Source organism: Priestia sp. JSM ZJ58, from assembly GCF_044383985.1.
Taxonomy (GTDB): domain Bacteria; phylum Bacillota; class Bacilli; order Bacillales; family Bacillaceae_H; genus Priestia; species Priestia zanthoxyli.
On the sequence record NZ_JBISEM010000001.1, the window covers coordinates 251,451 to 267,596 of the forward strand.

Below are 16,146 nucleotides of genomic sequence, written 5' to 3' on the forward strand. Positions count from 1 at the left end.
GGCATGATTGTGGGGAAAGTAGGATATTTAGGACCAAAGGCAACATTTACACATGTGGCCGTCCAAGGCGTATTTAAACAGCACGACCATATTCCATACAAAACAATTCCAGCATGCATTGATGCAGTGGATAAAGGAGAGATTGAGTATGGAATTGTACCGTTAGAAAATGCACTTGAAGGATCTGTAAATTTAACACTTGATTATCTTATTCACGAACGTCGTCTGCCGATTGTTGGAGAAATTGTGCTTCCAATTCGTCAGCATTTAATGGTTCATCCATCTCATGCAGAACAGTGGAAAAACATTGAAACGATTTATTCTCATCCTCATGCAATTGCGCAGTGTCATAAATTTTTACACGGAGAATGTACGTCAACTGCAGTAGAAGAGATGACATCAACGGCGTTTGCTGCTAAATATGTAAGCGAACACCCTGAGCTTAATATTGGAGCTATTGCGAATGGATTAGCAGCCCGTGAATATGGATTACATATTGCTTGCCCGAATATTCATGATTATGATCATAATACAACAAGGTTTGTTATTTTGCATAAAGATGGAGGGCAAGAGGTGCCATTTTTAGCTGGAAACGGGTGCAAGACAACGTTAATGATTACACTTCCATCTGATCAGGCAGGAGCGCTTCATCAAGTGCTTTCAGCTTTCTCCTGGCGTAAGCTAAATCTGTCTAAAATTGAATCCCGTCCCATGAAAACAGGGCTTGGAAACTATTTCTTTATCGTTGATATTGAACAAAAAATGGATGAAGTATTAATCCCTGGGGCTATGGCTGAACTTGAGGCACTGGGCTGTAGCGTAGAGCTGTTAGGAAGCTATCCTCATACACTACTTGAAACAGAAATCCCGCTTTAAAGCGGGATTTTTTTTGTTATAACACCTTTTTACTCATTCGAAACTAAATAACCTTCCGCTTCAAGAGCTAAGCAGGCAGCATTCAGTTTTTCAATTGTATCTGCTTCAATCGTATGAAGGTGAATCCCCTCTGTTAACTGAGATAAATAAGTTGCGTTTGTTTCTTGAATTTTTTTTATGAACGTTTCTACTTCTTTTCGGGTTTGAATCATAACGGAAGCCGTTAATTCACCATACACAGGGTGTTCAACGGTTACATTTTTTACAAGAACGCCGTGGTCAACAAGCAGGAGAAGCTCCTTTTCAGCATCTTCTGGCGTATGCTGACAGGCAATAATTCGCTGATGCACGGTAGTTTGAGATGGATTTTGAATATAAATATATCCTTGGCTTGTTGCGATAATGGGCTCATTTTTAGCTTTAAGCAGCGAAATATCTTGTACAATGACTTGGCGGCTAACGTTTGTTCTTTTCGAAAGCTCACTGCCCGTCATTGGTTTATTCTCTGTTTGTAACCATTGTAGAATAAGTTCTCTTCTTTCTTCTCCAAGAATTTTTTTTTGAGTTCCTGGCACCTTTAATCCCTCCTTTTACACTGTCATAAATTCTTGCTGTAATAAATGAAAAACGGATATGAGTCGATCAATATGCTTAAACGTTGAATGTTGACTAAATGAAAGACGTACAAAGTTCTTAGCATTCGCAGTCGATTTGCCAATCGCAAGTAAAGAAGCTAATGGTTCCTGCTGATTTACATGGCAGGCACTTCCCGTAGATATAGCAATTCCGTGACGATTACATTGTAACATAACATATTGACCCTGTATGTTTGAAAATGTCAGTCCAATAATTCCAGGAAAATGAGAGTTCCCAAGGCCTTCTACCTCTATAAAAGGAGCAAGAGATTCTAGTTTTTCCAGTAAGTACGATTTTAAGCGCTCATAATGGCTTCTGGCGGTCTTCATTTCTGCATATGCGCATTCAGCTGCTGCAGTAAAGGCAGCAATGCCTGTGGTATTTACAGTCCCAGGGCGAAAGCCTTTTTCATGAGTTGCTTTATGATAAATAGGCTTCCAAGAAGAACTTGAATTCATGTATACCATTCCTACACCTTTTGGTCCGTAAATTTTATGACTAGAAACTGAGATGCTATCAGCTTTCAGCTTTTTAACATCAATAGGAAGCTTACCGAAAGATTGAACACAATCACAGTGAAAGAGAATTTCTTTTTTAGATAAAAAATGGCCAATATCCTCAACTGGCTGAATTGTACCGAGCTCATGATTGATATGCTGAATGGCTACTAGCACAGTGTCAGGTCGAATCGTCTTCTTTAAGTCGTCTACAGACACAACGCCGTTTTGATCTACAGGTACGTAAGATAAGGAAAAGCCTTCTTTTTCAAGCTGCTGCAACGTATGAAGAACTGAAGAATGTTCAAGCTTCGTTGTAACCAAATGTTTTCGTTTGCTAGTGTTTCCTTTTAAAAGAGAGTGGATAGCTAAGTAATTAGCTTCTGTTCCCCCGCTTGTAAAAAAAAGATCATCCTCTCGGCAATTTACTAACAGACTTAATTTTTTTCTGCATAGTGTAAGCAGATTCTCTGCTTGTGTTCCAAGTGTGTGAAGACTGCTGGAATTTCCATAATAGCTCGTTGCCGCTTCAGTATATACCTCAATTGCTTCTTGTCTCATTGGCGTTGTTGCTGCATAGTCCAGATAAATCATTTTCTCCCCCCGATAAAAAAACTTCTTGTCTTTCATTTAATAATATGTAAATATAGGTGTCAAGACACATGTAAATAAAGAGGTGTAAAATGTTAGAGACGGATGTTTTAATTATTGGAAGCGGATTAGCAGCGTTTTCTGCAGCTTATGAACTGTGTCGTCATAACAGAGTTGTAATGGTAACGAAAGGGAAAATTGACCGCAATAACTCAGTTCTTGCTCAAGGCGGAGTAGCAGCTGCTATTGGAAGCAGCGATCACTGGAGTGAACATCTCTATGATACGTTGATTGCGGGCAATAAGCATTGCAATGAACAAGCGGTACGCACTTTAGTGGAAGAAGGTGCGGCTGTAGTAAATGAATTGATTCATAAAGGAATGAAGTTTGATAAAAATCCAGATGGTACGCTGCATTTTGGAAAAGAAGGAGCCCATCGTGTCAATCGTATTCTGCATGCAGGTGGGGATGCAACAGGACAAGCGCTGTTCGCTTTTTTGAAAAAAGAAGTACTGCCATATATTACAGTGATTGAAAACGAAATGATTCAGCATTTAGTAACTGTAGATGGAACGTGTAGAGGTGCTATCGGACAAGGTGAAAACAACAAAATTACTATATATTATGCTCGCCAAACCATTATTGCTACCGGAGGAATCGGCGCTTTGTACAAGCATACATCTAACCAGCCGCTTGCGACAGGAGATGGGCTAGCGCTTGCGTACAGGGCTGGAGCAAAATTAGCGGACTTAGAATTTGTTCAGTTTCATCCGACCCTTTTGTATCAAAAGGAAGCGAAAGGTCTAGTATCCGAAGCGGTTCGAGGTGAAGGTGGTGTACTGGTAAATGAATGGAATGAACGCATAATGGAAGGCGTTCATCTCTTTAAGGATTTAGCACCGCGAGATGTTGTAGCAAGAACGATTTTTAATGAAATGAAAAAAGGAAGATCCGTATTTTTAGACATTGAAAAAGTGGCTCATTTTGAACAAAAATTTCCTACGATTACGGCACTGTGTCGAAAGTATAAAATTCAATTGGACAAAAAACGAATACCTGTTACTCCGGGCGCACATTTTTTAATGGGTGGAATTGAAGTAGATGCTTACGGACAAACAAGTGTTGAAGGATTGTATGCCGTGGGGGAAGTTTCTTCTACAGGCGTTCATGGAGCAAATCGTCTAGCAAGCAATTCATTGTTAGAGTGTCTTGTATTCGGAAAACGGGCAGGGCGTCATATTTTACATAAAGCGAGAACGGTATCTCGTTATACTCCCGTTCGTTACGTCTATAAAGGCATGCCTAAAATACTGCCTGCCACAAGACAAATTCAGCATAAAATGATGGATTGTGTAGGAATCATTCGTCATGAAAACGAATTGGCTACCATTGTGCATGAATTCACAAATTATTTGGATGGAATACCTCTTGATCAAGAAGTTATATATTCGAGGGAAGCTGCAACCATCTGCAATATGCTAACTGCAGGTCTGCTTATTGCCGAGTCCTCTCTTGCAAGAAAAGAAAGTAGAGGAGGTCATTACCGAAGTGACTTTCCGCATGAAAAGCAAGAGTGGGAGCATAAGCGAATTATTAAGCAGTCTGCTGCTTCAACAAAACAATCATTGATTTTATAAGCAAGGAAATCTAAAAAGAAAGGTGAGGTAGCATAATGAACACGTTGAAATTACAAACACTGTTGCATTCTTTTTTTATAGAAGACATTGGAGATGGAGATATAACTTGTGAAGCTATTTTTTCTCCGTCTGACCAAGGGAAGGCTGTGTTTACGGCAAAGCAATCAGGTATTATCGCAGGAGTGGAATTGATTAAAGAAGGATTTCATTTAATAGACCCTAATGTGAAAGTGGATTTCGAAAAAAAAGATGGAGATGTTCTTAAGCCTGGAGATAAAATAGCTGCCGTTTCAGGATCCGTGAGATCTATTTTGACCGGTGAACGGGTAATTTTAAACTTACTTCAAAGAATGAGCGGCATTGCCACGATGACGCACAAAGCCGTAGCGATGCTTGGCAGCTCACATACCCGCATATGTGACACGCGAAAAACAACGCCTGGTCTGCGAATGTTAGAGAAGTATGCCGTTCGTGCTGGAGGAGGTTATAATCATCGTTTTGGCTTGTACGATGGCGTCATGTTAAAAGATAACCATATTGCACATGCAGGATCTATTCTAGACGCTGTTGTGAGAGTAAGAGAGCAGCTTGGACATATGGTTAAGGTGGAAGTAGAAATTGAAAATAAAAGTCAATTGCTAGAAGCAATAGAGGCAGGAGCAGATGTCATTATGTTCGATAACTGTTCTCCAGAAGTCATTAAAGATTGGATACCGCTGGTTCCCGCTCATATTGTCACAGAAGCATCCGGTGGAATTACGCTTGGCACGCTCCATTCTTTTAGAGACAGCGGAGTGGACTATATTTCACTTGGAGCTTTAACGCATTCAGCAGGGTCTATCGATATCAGCTTGGACTTATTAACAGAAAGGGGAACAGAAAATGATGAGTTTATTACAAACGCTTCAGCAGCAAACGCTGCCCGCTAAATATACGGAGCTCACAGAAAATGAAATGAAAAGAAGAGTATTAGAAATCAAGAAAAAACTCGGAAGCAAATTGTTTCTGCTCGGCCACCATTATCAAAAAGACGAAGTGTACGAGTTTGCAGATGCGGTAGGAGACTCCTTACAGCTGGCTCAAATAGCGGCTGAAAATAGAGAAGCTGAGCATATTGTGTTTTGCGGCGTTCACTTCATGGCAGAAACAGCTGATATTTTAACAGATGAAAACCAAAAAGTCATTTTACCCGATATGCGAGCTGGCTGTTCAATGGCTGATATGGCTACTATTCAGCAAACAGAAAAGGCATGGCCTGTCTTGCAGGATCTTTTCGGAGATACGATTATTCCGCTTACGTATGTAAATTCTACAGCTGCAATTAAATCTTTTGTAGGCGAACATGATGGTGCAACAGTAACATCTTCAAATGCAAAAAATATGGTGGAGTGGGCATTTTCTAAAAAAGAGCGCATTCTCTTTTTACCAGATCAGCATTTGGGCAGAAACACAGCTTATGATTTAGGTGTTGGACTAGATGAAATGGCCATTTGGAATCCTATTGAAGAAATGCTCGAATATGAAGGCGATATAAACAACATCAAGGTGATTCTATGGAAAGGTCACTGTTCTGTGCACGAAAATTTCACGGTTAAAAATATTGATTATTTACGCGAGAAGCAGCCTGAGATGAATATTATTGTTCATCCGGAGTGTTCCTATGAAGTGGTGCAAAAATCAGATTATGCAGGTTCTACAAAATATATTATTGATACAATTGAAAAAGCTCCTTCAGGCTCTAAATGGGCCATTGGCACGGAAATGAACTTAGTGAAACGGATTATCAACAGTCATCCGGATAAAGAAATTGTTTCGCTTAATCCCTATATGTGTCCTTGTTTGACGATGAACCGAATTGATTTGCCTCACTTGCTGTGGGCTTTAGAAAGCATTGAAGAAGGAATAGAAGTAAATCAAATCAAGGTAGATAAGCATACAGCGCAAGGTGCAATCAAAGCGCTAACGAATATGCTAGAACGAGCATAAAGATTTTTAAGACAATTGAAAAGAGAAGGTCTAAAAGAAGACTTATTGACATATTGTTTGTGTTGATAAGTCTTTTTTTCTTTATCATAAAAACTTGAACCAAACTGTGGGCAAAATGAATAAAAAAATGGTTCAAGGCATATCTTGTGATGAACAAACAGAACTTACTTTGATTTTGCACATATAGATGGCAGAGACTCTACTCGGGAGGGGAATGACGTTGAAAATCCATATCGTTCAAAAAGGGGATACCCTTTGGAAAATCGCTGAAAAGTATGGGGTTAATTTTGAAGAGTTAAAAAAAGCGAATTCTCAATTAAGCAATCCAGACATGATCATGCCTGGAATGAAAATTAAAGTGCCGACAAGCGGAGTGCCTGTTCAAAAAGAAGGAGCTCCTTCACCTGGTATAAAAGAAATGCCTAAAGTTCAACACCCTTATAGTGACCAATCCACTAAAGCTTATCCAGTAACGGAAATTGATGAAAGTTCAGATGACAATAAATCAGCTAATCAGCCTGCTCAGACGCCCTTTATGCAGCCGATAAAAGAAGCACCAATTGCGCAGCCAAAGAAAGAAGCACCGATTGCTCAACCGAAAAAGGAAGCGCCCATTGCGCAGCCAAAGAAAGAAGCGCCGGTCGCGCAGCCTAAAAAAGAGGCACCAATTGCGCAGCCTAAAAAAGAAATGCCTGTTGCACCAAAGCTTCCTAAATTAAAGCCGATTGCACCTGAGATTGATATTAACAACTATTACACGGTTAATATGGCGATGCAGGCTCCAAAAAAAGAAGCGCCAAAAGAACTGCCAAAGCATGAATCGCCAGAAAGTCCTGAAATGGAGAGTATCGAAATGCCTCCTCAAATGCCATGTTATCCAATCACGCCGATATCGCCTGTGATGCCAGGCTACGGATTTAATTATATGCCGTGTCATCCGCCAATGTATGCACCACAGCCGTATCCAATGCCAATGTATCAACAGGCTCCAATGTATCATCACGGTTATGAAAACGAATCGTTTGAAGAACATGCAATGGGTGCTCATATGGCACCGATGCCAATGTATCCAATGATGCCACACAGCTGCTATGGACCGGTACAATGCTCTCCTTGTCCGCCTCCATGGGGATATCAGCAGCCCGTTTATCCGGCCTATCATCAAGCACCAATGTATCCACAAGTGCAGGGAGCCATGACAGGTGGACATTATGAAAGTTCTTCGGAAGGTTTTGGAAACGTGCCTTACCATTATGGGCAGCACTATGCCCCACAGCAGCAAGGAGACTGCGGCTGCGGTGAACCAAGACCTGACGACTATGCCACACAGCAGCCTTATCCACAGTATCAGCAGCCGGTACCTTACGGCTTTCAGGATCCAAGGGCACTCTATCCAGCCCCATATGGCATGATTGGTGTACCTCCGTATCCTGCGTTTGACCCAAATGCATTTAGTATTCCAGAATATGATGAGTACGACGAAGATGAAGATTGATTATTATAGACGAGACGATTTTAATTTAAATCGTCTCTTTCTCTATTTGAAAAAAAGAGATATTCACGTTGAGACCTACCGTATGAAAAAGCCTCACGTCATCATCGCGGATACGAATAAAGGAAGAAAAGTAATAAAAGCATACAGAGACAAAGGTAAAATTGAACATGTTTATCACGTTTTATCTCAAATTAAGCAGGGGTATGCGGTTAATTTCGAAACTTACCCAGAAGGTGAACTTTATATAAAGGACCGTCATTTGTATTGGGCGATGATGCCCTTTGTTAAGCAAGTAAAAGAGATAACGTACGAAAGTTTTCAGGATCGGGAAGAGGTATTACAAACATTGATCCGCTATCATGGAGAAGTTCGTAAAAAGAAAATAGCTGCGTATACAAAGCTTCCTGAATATGATCTTATTTTAAAATGGAAAAAGCGGCTTTCCTCTTTTCGAGAAACGTCGTATATATTTAAAGAGTGTAATCAATTTCATGTATATAAAGATATTGTGACTTGGGGGGAAAAAGCTTTAGTTTTAATGGAGCGTTTCAGAGATAGTCAGTTGAACCACTCCATTATTCATGGTGACGTTGCTTCACATAATTTCTTGAAAACAAACCACTTGGGTATTGTTATGATTGATTTTGACTTAGCGGCTAAAGCTCCTGCTCTTTATGACTATGTTCAGCTGGCCCAGCGCTTTTTGCCTTACGTCCAGTGGTCGATGAAAGAACTACTTCAACACTCGAAAATAAAAGAATTAAGCAAGCAGCGTTTTTTTCTTGCTTCTTTGCTATTTCCATCGATGCTGATGAGAAACTGGAATATAAACCCCTCTGCTTTATCATGGGCAAACCGTCAAAGGTTAATGCAGCAATCAGTTGAAGAATGGTCACAGCGTACACGGTTTTATCGAGTGATTTACCAGCACTTACAAAACCTACATGACATGTAAAGAGTTTATAAACACTTCATCGAATAAGAAACGGCTTGTCTTTTAATCCTAATAGTAAGCTCAGAGTAAATAGAGCTTAAATTAGGGGGCGATTATGTTGAATAGGTATGTAGCAACTTCTTTAGCTTTTGCATGTATGATGGGACTTGGCGCTTGCAATAACAAAGACCAAGGTATGGAACAACGCTATACAGATACGACACAGCCTGTTGGGTATCATACAAATGAAAAAGCGAATGAACATCGCGTAGATAATCCGAAAGGTCCAATGACTGAAGTTTTAGATGGGAATGGAACACCTAATTATCCGTTAAACGTAAGTGATGGACGTTTTGACAATCCGACAAACCCTTATGGAAACATCAATAATACAAATGATCGTACAAATGGCGTGGCTAATATGTATTACGGTGAAGATTATCCAAGAGACTTTACGGAAAAAGTGGCTGATCGAGCTGCAAGCGTTAAAGGTGTAGAAAATAGTCGCGCCGTTGTCCGTGGAGATCAGCTATTAGTTGCTGTGGATCCTGCCAAAGACATAAATAACGGCCGTTTAAGACAAAATGTGCTCGATAAAGTAAAGCCTATTGCGAAGGACTACAATGTTCAAGTAAAAGTAGATCACGATGTATTTATGAATGCTCGTTCTCTTGATGACGATATTCGAAATGGAAAAGACCGAAATACGATTCAAACTAATTTCAATGGTCTATTTGAATCAGTCGATGAGAATGTCAATCATAAACATCGTTAAATGAAGAAGCAGCTGTCTGTGAAGGGCGGCTGTTTTTTTGATGAGAATACATATAAAAAAGCTGCCATTGAAGCCAGGCAGCTATTCCTCGAACATGTAACTATTAATTTTTCTTGTTAGAAGCAGATTTGTTTGTTGTTTTAGATTCCGCTTCTTCATTTTGAGCGTTAGTTTCGTTTTGTTTGAGGCGACCTTCTCTTTTTTTCGTATCTGCTGGTGCCGTAGCGACACTCTTTGTATTTTTAACATTTTTTGCAGAAGAGCTTGTCTTATTAGCTTGTGTGTTTGGCTTCTCGTTGTTAGTTGTCTGACTATTTTCGTATTCAGCTTCCACGTCGCTTGCTAGAGCTGCAGAAACTTGAGCGTAAGTATGGTCTGTATAGTTCATCATATTTTCGTATACTTCAGGGCTCGCGAGTCCATCAGGTTCTACGCTTGCTTCTTCTTTCTTAATCGTTTCAGTCCATTCTTTTGTTTCTTGAATAAGTTTTTTTCCTATAATTACTTCTTCAACAATAACTGGTCTTTTGGTTATTTCTACTCGTTCTTCCATGATTGGAACACGAATAATTTCATCTTCTGTAAGTGGGCCAGCGTTATAGTCTCCGTCAATTACAGGGCGGCGTTCAATATAAAACTCTTCTCTTGTAACAGGAACGTGTACAGTTCTTTCTTCCTCTATTACTTTTTTGTGGAGTTTTACTTCACCTACTTGAACGCGTTCTTTTAAGACATCTAATTTTTCTTCACGCAGTTGGACAGCTCTATGCTCGTTGTGTTCCGTATAGGTTCCGTACGCTGGAGTTTGTTCAGAGCTTACGGCATCTATCAAAATTAGAATTTTACCAGCAGCTACATCTGTCTCGCACTGCACGGCTGAGATGTCTGGGATGCCCATGCGGATTAATTTTGATTTCAAGCCGCTTCCTTGTTTGAGCCCCATGCCGCCTGTCATCATGGTAAAAAAGTTATCCATCATGACGCCAGCTAATGAACTTACGGCAGGCGAACCAGCTTCAATAATTACATTTGTATCATGACCTATTTGAAATGTATTGCTTTTACTATTAGAAATGACCATGATGTCTGTTTCTCGATAACCTTGACGTTTTAAATTATGGATAACATCTAAAGCTTCTTTTTCTGAAAAAAAAGTTCCGACTACACGTTTATTCATTCTCATTACTTCAGCTCCCTTTTTTATGAAAATAGATAATAGAAGTCCTTACAATTACTTCCACTATGTACATACCCTGCGAAAATTTAATTAAAACGTTTAAGAGAAAATTTTACAAATAGTGTGCAAATGTAACAAATACTCCATGTTTTCTTAACATAATATCGTGAAAAGGATTCGCTTCATAAAATAAGAGGATAAAAGAAAATAAGTAGGTCAAACTATTAGTGTAGATTTTCACAAAACCTTTTTAGATAATACTAAAAAGAGTATGATTAACGTGTGAGGTGAAGGTGAGTGAAGAAAGTCATTCATCAAGCAGCTTTTTTAATGCTAGTAAGTATTGTGCTTTGTATAATGCCATACCGTGCAGATGCGAATGAAAAGGAGCCGATGACATTATTTCTTGAGCGCGTGTATGTGGATGGAGTCGTAAGTCAAGAGATGATCAAAAGCCCTTCTATGACAAAAAAACAATTAATGAAAAAATATAAAAATTGGCGACTGCTTAAAGAAACCGATCGAGAGCTAGTTTTTAGAACAAGCATAGACGATATTTCACCTATTTTAAAAGACAACGGCTACGTAGGGCTTTCTGTTAACGGTATTCTCTCAGCATTTGAAGGCAAGCCAGCTTCGTCGCAGCACATTATACAGTCGTTTTTTCAAATTGACATCAAAAGGCTTGAAAGCTATCAGCATGAACAATTAAAGAAAGGTATTCGCGTTCAATCAAAAGATGAATATCTTTCCCTCATTAATTTCTATAAAATCTATCAGCTCCAGCAGCGGCCGCTTTCGATCAAGCAGCCGTTTTTTAGTATGGTAAAATAATTATTGAATTCAACATTCTAAATTGCTTCTATTTGCTTTTGGCGATATGTTAAAATGGTATTCAGCAGTCTAGTATTGTATATAACTTAAAAGGTCATTCATCAATAAAAGTGGGCGGTTCTATTTTTTACAGCTATTGTAAAAGTGGGTTGAGAAAGATGAAAAGAGGCGAACGTTCTCTTGAACGTCTTTTTAAAAGGAACTGTAAAGGAAAATAGAGAACGATGCGGGCAGGACTCTTCATAGGTAAGATGGAAGGTCACTGCCCGCGCGTACGTGAGTAAGGAGAGAGCTTATTGTTTGATTATATCAAAGGCACGGTTACATATATAAACCCTGAGTATATAGTAATTGAAAACAACGGAATAGGCTATCAGGTCTTTACGCCGAATCCATACGTGTTTTCAATTGATGAACAACCAAAAACGGTTTACACCTATCAATATGTAAGAGAAGACGTAATTGCACTTTACGGGTTTGCTTCGCGAGAACAAAAGGATTTATTTATGAAGTTAATTAGCGTGTCAGGAATCGGCCCAAAAGGCGGTTTAGCTATTTTAGCGTCAGGTAATCCAGCGCAGGTTGTCCAAGCTGTGGAGGAGGAAGACGAGAAGTTTTTAGTTAAGTTTCCAGGAGTAGGTAAAAAAACAGCTCGACAGATGATTCTAGATTTAAAAGGAAAGCTGCATGATATTGTACCAGATGCCGTTCCTTCTTTATTTGCAGATTTGGACGCACAAGAAGTCAAATCTCAAAGTTCAGAAGCACTCGATGAAGCGATTGAAGCACTTAAAGTATTAGGTTACGCAGAAAGAGAAATCAAAAAAATTGTTCCAGCTTTAATGAAGGAAACGATGACAACAGATCAGTATATTAAAGAAGCGCTAAAACGATTATTGAAACAATAAGTAAGGGAGGAGTAAAATGGACGATCGTATTGTAACGGGAGATGTTCTTGGTGAAGAAGAAATCATCGAGCAAAGTTTGCGGCCGCAAACCTTACAGCAGTATATTGGTCAGCATAAAGTAAAATCCCATCTTGACATTTTTATTAAAGCTGCCAAAATGCGAAGCGAAACGTTAGATCACGTGCTCTTATATGGTCCTCCAGGATTAGGTAAAACAACCCTTGCCACTATTATCGCTAATGAAATGGGCGTGCAAATCCGAACGACCTCAGGGCCAGCCATTGAGCGTCCAGGCGACTTAGCCGCGGTTTTAACCAGCTTAGAGCCTGGAGATGTGCTTTTTATTGATGAAATTCATCGATTAAATCGTTCAGTTGAAGAAGTACTGTACCCAGCAATGGAAGACTTCTGTTTGGACATTGTGATTGGAAAAGGGCCGAGTGCACGTTCTGTCCGTCTTGATTTGCCTCCGTTTACGCTAGTAGGTGCAACAACAAGAGCAGGGCTTTTATCTTCTCCTTTACGTGATCGCTTCGGCGTTTTAAGCCGTTTGGAATACTATCAAGAAGAAGATCTTGCTTCGATAGTAGAAAGAACAGCAGCTATTTTAGATGTAGAGATTGATCAGAAAGCGACGTTTGAGATGGCTAGGCGTGCTAGGGGAACTCCACGTATTGCGAATCGCTTGCTTCGAAGAGTCAGAGATTTTGCCCAGGTAAAAGGAGACGGAGCTATAACTGAAACCCTTGCTACTGAAGCATTAGAAATGTTACAGGTGGACCGTTTAGGTCTTGATCATATTGACCATAAATTATTAAGAGGGATTATTGAAAAATTTAGAGGCGGGCCTGTAGGCTTAGATACAATATCAGCTACTATTGGTGAAGAATCTCACACGATTGAAGATGTATACGAGCCTTATTTACTACAAATTGGCTTTTTGCAGCGAACGCCTCGAGGACGAATTGTGACTCCTTTGGTTTATGATCATTTTCAGCTGGAGGTGCCTGATCAGTGAATGATATGCCTAAGATGCTGATCACATTAGGAGGCATTTTAGTAGTCATTGGGCTGTTATGGCAGTTCGTTGGCAAGCTTCCTGGCGATATTTTTATTAAAAAAGGAAATACAACCTTTTATTTCCCGATTGTGACATGTATCCTAGTAAGCGTTGTGTTATCACTTATTTTTTATGTAATTGGCAGGTTTAAATAATTAAGTAGAAACAGGTGAACATTTTGAAAGTAGATTTATTTGATTTTCATTTACCAGAAGAATTGATTGCGCAAACACCACTTGAGCAGCGAGATGCATCAAGACTCATGGTATTAAACAAAGAAACAGGAAATGTGAAACATCATATGTTTCATGACCTTCTTGATTATGTGCAAGAAGGAGATTGTTTAGTGTTAAACGATACGCGTGTTCTTCCTGCACGTTTATTTGGCACAAAAGAAGATACAGGTGCTAATATTGAAGTATTGCTTTTAAAACAAACACAAGGCGATACGTGGGAGACGCTTGTAAAACCGGCTAAGAGAGTAAAAGAAGGAACGGTTATTTCGTTTGGTGACGGACGTCTGACTGCTGTATGCAAAGAAACGAGCGATCAAGGCGGACGTTTGCTAGAATTCAACTATGAAGGCATCTTTTATGAGGTGCTTGAACAGTTAGGAGAAATGCCGCTGCCGCCTTATATTAAAGAACGTTTGGATGATCAAGAGCGCTATCAAACGGTTTTTGCCCGTGAGCAAGGTTCTGCAGCAGCGCCAACAGCAGGTCTTCACTTTACAGAAGAGATGCTTGAACAGTTAAAAACAAAAGGTGTGCATATTGCATTTTTAACGCTTCATGTCGGATTAGGTACGTTCCGTCCAGTCAGCGTTGACGACTTAGAAGAGCACGATATGCACGCAGAGTTTTATCAAGTGAGTGAAGGAACCGCGGCTTTACTAAACAGCGTACGCGAAAAAGGCGGACGCATTATTTCAGTAGGTACAACTTCTACCCGTACTCTTGAAACAATTGCAACTGAGCATAACGGAAAATTTGTTGCTTCTTCAGGCTGGACCAATATTTTTATTTTCCCAGGGTATGAATTTAAAGCAATTGATGGAATGATTACAAACTTCCATCTTCCAAAATCTACGCTCATTATGCTTGTAAGTGCCTTAGCAGGAAGAGAAAACGTCATTTCTGCCTATGAACAAGCTGTAGCAGAGAAGTATCGCTTTTTCAGCTTCGGCGACGCGATGCTAATTTTGTAATTTAACATGAAAGGAATACATCAATGACAGCAATTCGTTACGAACATATAAAAACTTGTAAACAAACAGGAGCGCGTTTAGGTATTGTCCACACGCCTCATGGTTCATTTGAAACGCCTATTTTTATGCCAGTAGGCACATTAGCTACAGTAAAAACAATGTCTCCGGAAGATTTAAAAGCAATGGGGGCAGGCATTATTTTAAGTAATACGTACCATTTATGGCTTCGTCCAGGTCATGAAATTGTTAAAAAAGCAGGTGGTCTGCATAAATTTATGAACTGGGATCGTCCTATCTTAACAGATTCAGGCGGCTTCCAAGTTTTTAGTTTAAGCGATTTGCGCCGTATTGAAGAAGAAGGCGTTCATTTCCGCAACCATTTGAATGGAGACAAGCTTTTCCTATCTCCAGAAAAAGCGATGGACATTCAAAATGCGCTTGGGTCTGATATTATGATGGCATTTGATGAATGCCCTCCTTATCCAGCAGAGTATGACTACTTAAAACGTTCAGTAGAGCGTACTAGCCGATGGGCAGAGCGATGCCTTGAGGCTCACAGCCGCCCTCAAGACCAAGGTCTTTTTGGAATTGTTCAAGGCGGAGAGTTTGAAGATTTACGCCGTCAAAGTGCAGCTGATTTAGTATCAATGGACTTCCCAGGTTATGCTGTGGGAGGCCTGTCAGTTGGAGAACCAAAAGATGTGATGAATCGTGTGCTTGAGTTTACGACGCCATACTTGCCAACTGACAAACCTCGTTATTTAATGGGAGTAGGATCACCTGACTCGTTAATTGATGGAGCAATTCGCGGGATTGACATGTTTGACTGCGTATTACCAACGCGTATTGCACGTAACGGAACGCTTATGACAAGTGAAGGTCGTCTTGTTGTTAAAAATGCCAAATATGCAGAAGACTTCGGTCCGATTGATCCAAACTGTGACTGCTACACATGTCAAAATTATTCAAGAGCGTATATTCGCCACTTAATTCGCTGTAATGAAACGTTTGGAATTCGTTTAACATCTTACCATAACTTATATTTTCTGCTAAACTTAATGGAGCAAGTCCGTGAAGCCATTCGCGAAGACCGACTTGGCGATTTCCGCGATGAGTTCTTTGAAAAATATGGGTTTAACGGCCCAGACGCAAAGAATTTCTAGGTCACTACAGGAATTTTCATCAAATTTATGAATGAGTACCTGTTGATAATATAAATAAAAGGAGGAGTTTTCATGGGTGTTTTACAAAATATTTGGCCATTACTTTTAATGTTTGTCATTTTCTATTTCTTGTTAATCCGTCCACAGCAAAAACGTCAAAAAAACGTACAGCAAATGCAATCAGCACTTAAAAAAGGTGATAAGATTGTTACAATTGGCGGTATGCACGGTTTGGTAGAAGCAATCGATGAGTCACAAGTTGTGGTTCGCAGCACTGACGGTTCAAAATTAACATTTGACCGCAATGCTATTCGTGAAGTAAGAAGCGTAGATTAATAAAAAAACGTCACGTACATGTACGTGACGTTTT

General features: G+C 39.8%; 17 protein-coding genes. 14 read left to right on the forward strand and 3 right to left on the reverse strand.

From position 1 onward, the window contains the following. Nucleotides 1-3 precede the first annotated feature (3 nt). Nucleotides 4-876, forward strand: coding sequence for a prephenate dehydratase (gene pheA, locus ACH6EI_RS01240; protein WP_028411710.1), 873 nt, complete (start codon nt 4-6; stop codon nt 874-876). A gap of 29 nt (nt 877-905) precedes the next feature. On the opposite strand, the gene ACH6EI_RS01245 is transcribed toward pheA, so the two are convergent. Further along, nucleotides 906-1,451, reverse strand: coding sequence for a transcription repressor NadR (locus ACH6EI_RS01245; protein WP_028411709.1), 546 nt, complete (start codon nt 1,449-1,451; stop codon nt 906-908). 15 nt (nt 1,452-1,466) lie between these two features. After that, a complete protein-coding gene (locus tag ACH6EI_RS01250; protein ID WP_028411708.1) occupies nt 1,467-2,603 on the reverse strand; it encodes an IscS subfamily cysteine desulfurase in 1,137 nt (378 codons plus the stop codon). An 89-nt stretch (nt 2,604-2,692) separates the two neighbouring features. Here ACH6EI_RS01250 and nadB point away from each other — a divergent pair, with 89 nt between their 5' ends. From nadB to ACH6EI_RS01280, 6 genes are all read left to right on the forward strand, one after another. Then, nucleotides 2,693-4,237, forward strand: a complete 1,545-nt coding sequence (gene nadB, locus ACH6EI_RS01255) for an L-aspartate oxidase (RefSeq protein ID WP_028411707.1) — start codon at nt 2,693-2,695, stop codon at nt 4,235-4,237. Nucleotides 4,238-4,272: 35 nt separating this feature from the next. Beyond that, complete coding sequence (gene nadC, locus ACH6EI_RS01260) at nt 4,273-5,166, forward strand: carboxylating nicotinate-nucleotide diphosphorylase (RefSeq protein ID WP_028411706.1); 894 nt, start codon at nt 4,273-4,275, stop codon at nt 5,164-5,166. After that, complete coding sequence (gene nadA / locus ACH6EI_RS01265) at nt 5,123-6,223, forward strand: quinolinate synthase NadA (RefSeq protein ID WP_028411705.1); 1,101 nt, start codon at nt 5,123-5,125, stop codon at nt 6,221-6,223. The genes nadC and nadA overlap by 44 nt, the downstream gene beginning before the upstream one ends. A gap of 214 nt (nt 6,224-6,437) precedes the next feature. After that, nucleotides 6,438-7,718 (forward strand): SafA/ExsA family spore coat assembly protein, encoded by a 1,281-nt coding sequence (safA, locus tag ACH6EI_RS01270; protein ID WP_028411704.1) that lies wholly within the window; start codon nt 6,438-6,440, stop codon nt 7,716-7,718. Then, a complete protein-coding gene (locus ACH6EI_RS01275; protein ID WP_223546267.1) occupies nt 7,708-8,673 on the forward strand; it encodes a phosphotransferase in 966 nt (321 codons plus the stop codon). The genes safA and ACH6EI_RS01275 overlap by 11 nt, the downstream gene beginning before the upstream one ends. 94 nt (nt 8,674-8,767) lie before the next feature. Further along, nucleotides 8,768-9,427 carry a YhcN/YlaJ family sporulation lipoprotein gene (locus ACH6EI_RS01280; RefSeq protein ID WP_033579658.1) on the forward strand — a complete coding sequence of 220 codons (660 nt, stop codon included), beginning with the start codon at nt 8,768-8,770 and terminating at the stop codon, nt 9,425-9,427. A 103-nt stretch (nt 9,428-9,530) separates the two neighbouring features. On the opposite strand, the gene ACH6EI_RS01285 is transcribed toward ACH6EI_RS01280, so the two are convergent. Then, entirely contained in the window at nt 9,531-10,610 is a 1,080-nt protein-coding gene (locus ACH6EI_RS01285) for a YsnF/AvaK domain-containing protein (protein WP_028411701.1), read from the reverse strand. Nucleotides 10,611-10,901: 291 nt separating this feature from the next. Between ACH6EI_RS01285 and ACH6EI_RS01290 the strand changes: the two genes are divergently transcribed. The 7 genes from ACH6EI_RS01290 (at nt 10,902) to yajC (ending at nt 16,112) form a co-directional block, all read left to right on the forward strand. Beyond that, nucleotides 10,902-11,438 carry a BofC C-terminal domain-containing protein gene (locus ACH6EI_RS01290; RefSeq protein WP_028411700.1) on the forward strand — a complete coding sequence of 179 codons (537 nt, stop codon included), beginning with the start codon at nt 10,902-10,904 and terminating at the stop codon, nt 11,436-11,438. Nucleotides 11,439-11,734: 296 nt separating this feature from the next. Beyond that, complete coding sequence (ruvA, locus tag ACH6EI_RS01295; RefSeq protein WP_028411699.1) at nt 11,735-12,346, forward strand: Holliday junction branch migration protein RuvA; 612 nt, start codon at nt 11,735-11,737, stop codon at nt 12,344-12,346. A 16-nt stretch (nt 12,347-12,362) separates the two neighbouring features. Beyond that, nucleotides 12,363-13,364 carry a Holliday junction branch migration DNA helicase RuvB gene (ruvB, locus tag ACH6EI_RS01300; RefSeq protein ID WP_028411698.1) on the forward strand — a complete coding sequence of 334 codons (1,002 nt, stop codon included), beginning with the start codon at nt 12,363-12,365 and terminating at the stop codon, nt 13,362-13,364. After that, entirely contained in the window at nt 13,361-13,561 is a 201-nt protein-coding gene (locus tag ACH6EI_RS01305; RefSeq protein ID WP_028411697.1) for a DUF2905 domain-containing protein, read from the forward strand. The genes ruvB and ACH6EI_RS01305 overlap by 4 nt, the downstream gene beginning before the upstream one ends. A 23-nt stretch (nt 13,562-13,584) precedes the next feature. After that, complete coding sequence (gene queA / locus ACH6EI_RS01310; protein ID WP_048019724.1) at nt 13,585-14,613, forward strand: tRNA preQ1(34) S-adenosylmethionine ribosyltransferase-isomerase QueA; 1,029 nt, start codon at nt 13,585-13,587, stop codon at nt 14,611-14,613. Between the two features lie 23 nt (nt 14,614-14,636). After that, on the forward strand, nt 14,637-15,776 hold the full coding sequence (gene tgt / locus ACH6EI_RS01315; RefSeq protein ID WP_013059317.1) for a tRNA guanosine(34) transglycosylase Tgt: 1,140 nt from the start codon (nt 14,637-14,639) through the stop codon (nt 15,774-15,776). Nucleotides 15,777-15,848: 72 nt separating this feature from the next. Continuing rightward, on the forward strand, nt 15,849-16,112 hold the full coding sequence (gene yajC / locus ACH6EI_RS01320; protein WP_028411695.1) for a preprotein translocase subunit YajC: 264 nt from the start codon (nt 15,849-15,851) through the stop codon (nt 16,110-16,112). Nucleotides 16,113-16,146 lie beyond the last annotated feature (34 nt).